General features: G+C 64.1%; 5 protein-coding genes. 1 reads left to right on the top strand and 4 read right to left on the bottom strand.

Annotation, left to right across the window (positions count from 1 at the left end; translation table 11 throughout):
* Positions 1–221 precede the first annotated feature (221 nt).
* The 4 genes from accC to aroQ are packed head-to-tail and all read right to left on the bottom strand — an operon-like array spanning position 222 to position 3,014.
* Positions 222–1,589, bottom strand: coding sequence for an acetyl-CoA carboxylase biotin carboxylase subunit (accC, locus tag AC1DQP_RS18010; protein ID WP_256775992.1), 1,368 nt, complete (start codon positions 1,587–1,589; stop codon positions 222–224).
* Positions 1,590–1,599: 10 nt separating this feature from the next.
* Positions 1,600–2,091, bottom strand: a complete 492-nt coding sequence (accB, locus tag AC1DQP_RS18015) for an acetyl-CoA carboxylase biotin carboxyl carrier protein (protein WP_256775991.1) — start codon at positions 2,089–2,091, stop codon at positions 1,600–1,602.
* A 54-nt stretch (positions 2,092–2,145) separates the two neighbouring features.
* Positions 2,146–2,562 (bottom strand): lysozyme inhibitor LprI family protein, encoded by a 417-nt coding sequence (locus AC1DQP_RS18020; RefSeq protein WP_457321187.1) that lies wholly within the window; start codon positions 2,560–2,562, stop codon positions 2,146–2,148.
* Positions 2,563–2,564: 2 nt separating this feature from the next.
* The gene (gene aroQ, locus AC1DQP_RS18025; protein WP_457321189.1) at positions 2,565–3,014 is read right to left on the bottom strand and encodes a type II 3-dehydroquinate dehydratase; all 450 of its coding nucleotides are present in this window, start codon (positions 3,012–3,014) and stop codon (positions 2,565–2,567) included.
* 479 nt (positions 3,015–3,493) lie between these two features.
* On the opposite strand from aroQ, the gene AC1DQP_RS18030 reads away from it, so the two are divergent.
* Positions 3,494–3,693 (top strand): hypothetical protein (locus tag AC1DQP_RS18030; protein ID WP_478052154.1); only part of this gene is annotated, 200 nt, incomplete at its 3' end.

The following is a 3,693-nucleotide window of genomic DNA, read 5'->3' on the forward strand; positions in this document are numbered from 1 at the left end:
CCCATGCCCTTGGAGGCGAAATAAAGGGGGAGGGGGCGGCCGCAGGCCGACGCCGGAGGACATTCGCCGGAAAGGGCATGGGCGCCCAGCGCCCGACCCACCGATTCCCGCGCCGAAAAACGCTCAGAGCGCACTCCGTGCGTGCGCTACATATGCGCGAAGAACCAAACAAAAAGGCGGGGATATCCCCGCCTTTCTGCTATGCCACCGTTACTGCTAAATCAAGTCAATGCAATCGACTTGTTCTTGCGTTCGGCCAGGCGCTTTTCCAGGTAGTGGATGTTCTGCCCACCGGCCTGGAAACCCTTGTCGCGCATGATCCGCTGCTGCAGCGCGACGTTGGTCTTGATCCCGTCCACCACCATCTCGCTCAGCGCCACGCGCATGCGCGCGATCGCGGTCTCGCGGTCCGGGCCGTGCACGATCAGCTTGCCGATCATCGAATCGTAGTTCGGCGGTACGCGGTAGCCACTGTAGATGTGGGTATCCACGCGCACGCCGGGGCCACCGGGCGGATGGAAGGCGGTGATCTGGCCCGGGCTCGGCACGAAGGTTTCAGCATCTTCGGCGTTGATGCGGCATTCGATCGCGTGGCCGGTCAGCACCACGTCGCTCTGCTTGATGGTCAGCTTCTGGCCGGCGGCGATGCGCAGCTGTTCGCAGACCAGATCGATACCGGTCACCATCTCCGTCACCGGATGTTCCACCTGCACGCGGGTGTTCATTTCGATGAAGTAGAAACGGCCGTCTTCGAACAGGAACTCGAAGGTGCCCGCGCCGCGATAACCGATGCGGATGCACGCTTCCACGCACACCTTGCCGATCTGCTCGCGCATCTCCGCACTGATGCCCGGGGCCGGCGCTTCTTCCACCACCTTCTGGTGGCGGCGCTGCATCGAGCAGTCGCGCTCACCGAGGTGGATGGCGTTGCCCTGGCCGTCGGCGAGGACCTGGATTTCCACGTGGCGCGGATTCTCCAGGAACTTCTCCATGTAGACCTGATCGTTGCTGAAAGCAGCCTTGGCTTCGGACTTGGTGGTCTCGATGGCCGCCTTCAGCGACGCCTCGGCATGCACCACGCGCATGCCACGACCGCCGCCACCGCCGGATGCCTTGATGATGACCGGATAGCCGATCTCACGGGCGATCTTGGTGTTGGCCACGATGTCGTCGGTGAGCGGGCCGCCCGAGCCGGGCACGCACGGCACGCCGGCGGCCTTCATCGCGCGGATTGCTTCCACCTTGTCGCCCATCAGGCGGATGGTGTCGGCCTTGGGGCCGATGAAGATGAAACCGGATTCTTCCACGCGCTCGGCGAAGTCGGCGTTCTCCGATAGGAAACCGTAGCCCGGGTGGATGGCCTGGGCGTCGGTGACTTCGGCCGCGGCGATCAGCGCCGGGATGTTGAGGTAGCTCTCCGAGGACGGTGCCGGACCGATGCAGACCGACTCGTCGGCCATGGCCACGTGCTTGAGGTTGCGGTCGACCGTGGAATGCACGGCGACCGTGCGGATGCCCAGGGTGTGGCACGCGCGCAGGATGCGCAGCGCGATCTCCCCTCGGTTGGCAATAACGACTTTGTCGAGCATGGACGGATCCTTAGCCGATCACGAACAGCGGCTGGTCGAATTCGACCGGCTGGCCGTTTTCGCCCAGGATGGCGACGATGGTGCCGGAAACATCGGCCTCGATCGGGTTGAACATTTTCATCGCTTCGATGATCGCCAGCGTTTCGCCGGCCTTCACTGCCTGGCCGACCGACACGAAGGCCGGCTTGTCCGGCGAGGACGAGGAATAGAACGTGCCGACCATCGGCGCACGCAGCACGTGGCCGTCCGGCAGGGCATTACCGGCCTTGGCGGTGCCGCCGGTGGAGGCTTCGGTGGGCGACTGCATCGGCATCGCCGGGGCGGCCGCAGCGGCCTGGACCGGTGCCGGGGCCATCATCATCTGCGGGGCCTGCATCATGCCGTAGCCGGATACGGGCGCGCGCGACAGACGCACGGACTCTTCGCCTTCCTTGATTTCGATTTCGGCGAGGTTCGACTCTTCCAGCAGGTCGATCAGCTTCTTGATTTTGCGGAGATCCATAGGGGCCTCTTTAGCTCGTGGTGTCAGTGTGGTGGGAAGCGCGTTGCGCTCGGGTCAACGCAATTCGTAGAAACTACGCAGTTGGGCGATGCGGTCGTTGGCGTGTGTGGTCAGGCAGCGCATCTGCGCGCCATTGCGGGAGGTGCCATCGGCATTGAAGGCATACACCGCGTCGCAGTCGTGGCTGCGCAGCTGGATCCATGCGCGCTGGGCCAGCACCAGTTGCCTTTCGGCATCGGTGCAGTGCGTACAGGCGCCTTCGGCGGCCTGCGTGCGCAGCTGCAGGCGCGCCTGGGCGTAGACCTTGTTGAGTTCGGTATCGGCGTCGCTGGCCACGTCGGAGGCGCACAGGTCGCTCTCCATCGTGCCGCCGGGCTGCGCGCAGTCGATGCCCTCGGCGCTGCGATCGGCGGCCAGGGCCGCGCCGCACAGGCCGCCCCACAGCATGACGCTGGCGAGGACGCGCGGCATGGTCACGCGGTGGTGGCCGCCAGCCGGGTCAGGGCCGCATCCATCGCATAGCGATAGCTGTCCGCGCCGAAGCCGCAGATCACCCCGACCGCCTTGTCGCTGAAATAGCTGTGCTGGCGGAACGGTTCGCGCGCATGCGGGTTGGACAGATGGATCTCGATGAACGGCACGTCCACCGCAGCCAGCGCATCGCGCAGGGCCACCGAGGTGTGGGTGAACGCGGCCGGGTTGATCAGGATAAAGGCGGTGCCGTCTTCACGGGCGGCCTGCACCCGTTCCACCAGGCTATGTTCGGCGTTGGACTGCAGGCTCTCCACCGCGTGCCCGGCGGCCTGCGCCTGGCCCAGCAGGGCCTGGTCGATCTGCGCCAGCGTGGTGTGCCCATACACCCCCGGCTCGCGGGTGCCRAGCAGGTTGAGGTTGGGGCCATGCAGGACCAGCAGTTTCGCCATGGGTGCCACGAAGCAGGAAAGGGCGAAGTCTGGCGGAACCGGCTGATCGTGTCCAGTTCGGCGAAGTTACGCGTGTTTCAAGCGAACGTTTGAATTTTGCGTGGGAGGCTTGGGGCGGCGGCGTGTTGACCGGTTGTGCGGCTCAGCATAGTTGGTGGGGATTCCAACCAACTATGACGCGCGCTCACCATAGTTAGTGGTAATGGGGCTGCTAGTAGACGCTCCTCGAAATTGCTAGATCGAGGAGCTAGCCACTGTTTAGACATCCGTCTGCTCGGCGATTTCTAGAGCGTCTTCGACCTCGATGCATAGGTACCGCACGGTGCTTTCGAGCTTCGTATGCCCCAGCAATAGCTGGACCGCCCTGAGGTTTCGCGTCCTGTGGCAGATCAGCGAAGCCTTGGCCGTTTCCGTACTCGCGCGGGTGTTCAAGGGAATGGTGAGGATAGAATCTATCTTCGGAGCAAGGGAGCGAGCTGGTGAGCAACGCCGTCTCAAAGTACGAAGGCACTGAGACCAGAGCCATTCTCGCGGAACTAAACCGCCTTGACCGGGAGATTTCCAGCCTCCGCGAAGCCGGGCGCAGGCTGGGGGCGGCATCCCAGTCCGAGATTGAGCCATTCCAGGGGCGCGTGGTCTTGCTCAAAGCGCAGCTTAAGGCTTACGCAAAGCACGGAAC

Source organism: Stenotrophomonas sp. P5_A8 (assembly GCF_056400545.1).

Excerpts from the sequence above, each read along its gene's own strand:
- AC1DQP_RS18020 (WP_457321187.1), bottom strand. The coding sequence starts at position 2,562 with ATGCCGCGCGTCCTCGCCAGCGTCATGCTGTGGGGCGGCCTGTGCGGC.
- accC (WP_256775992.1), bottom strand. The coding sequence starts at position 1,589 with ATGCTCGACAAAGTCGTTATTGCCAACCGAGGGGAGATCGCGCTGCGC.
- accB (WP_256775991.1), bottom strand. The coding sequence starts at position 2,091 with ATGGATCTCCGCAAAATCAAGAAGCTGATCGACCTGCTGGAAGAGTCG.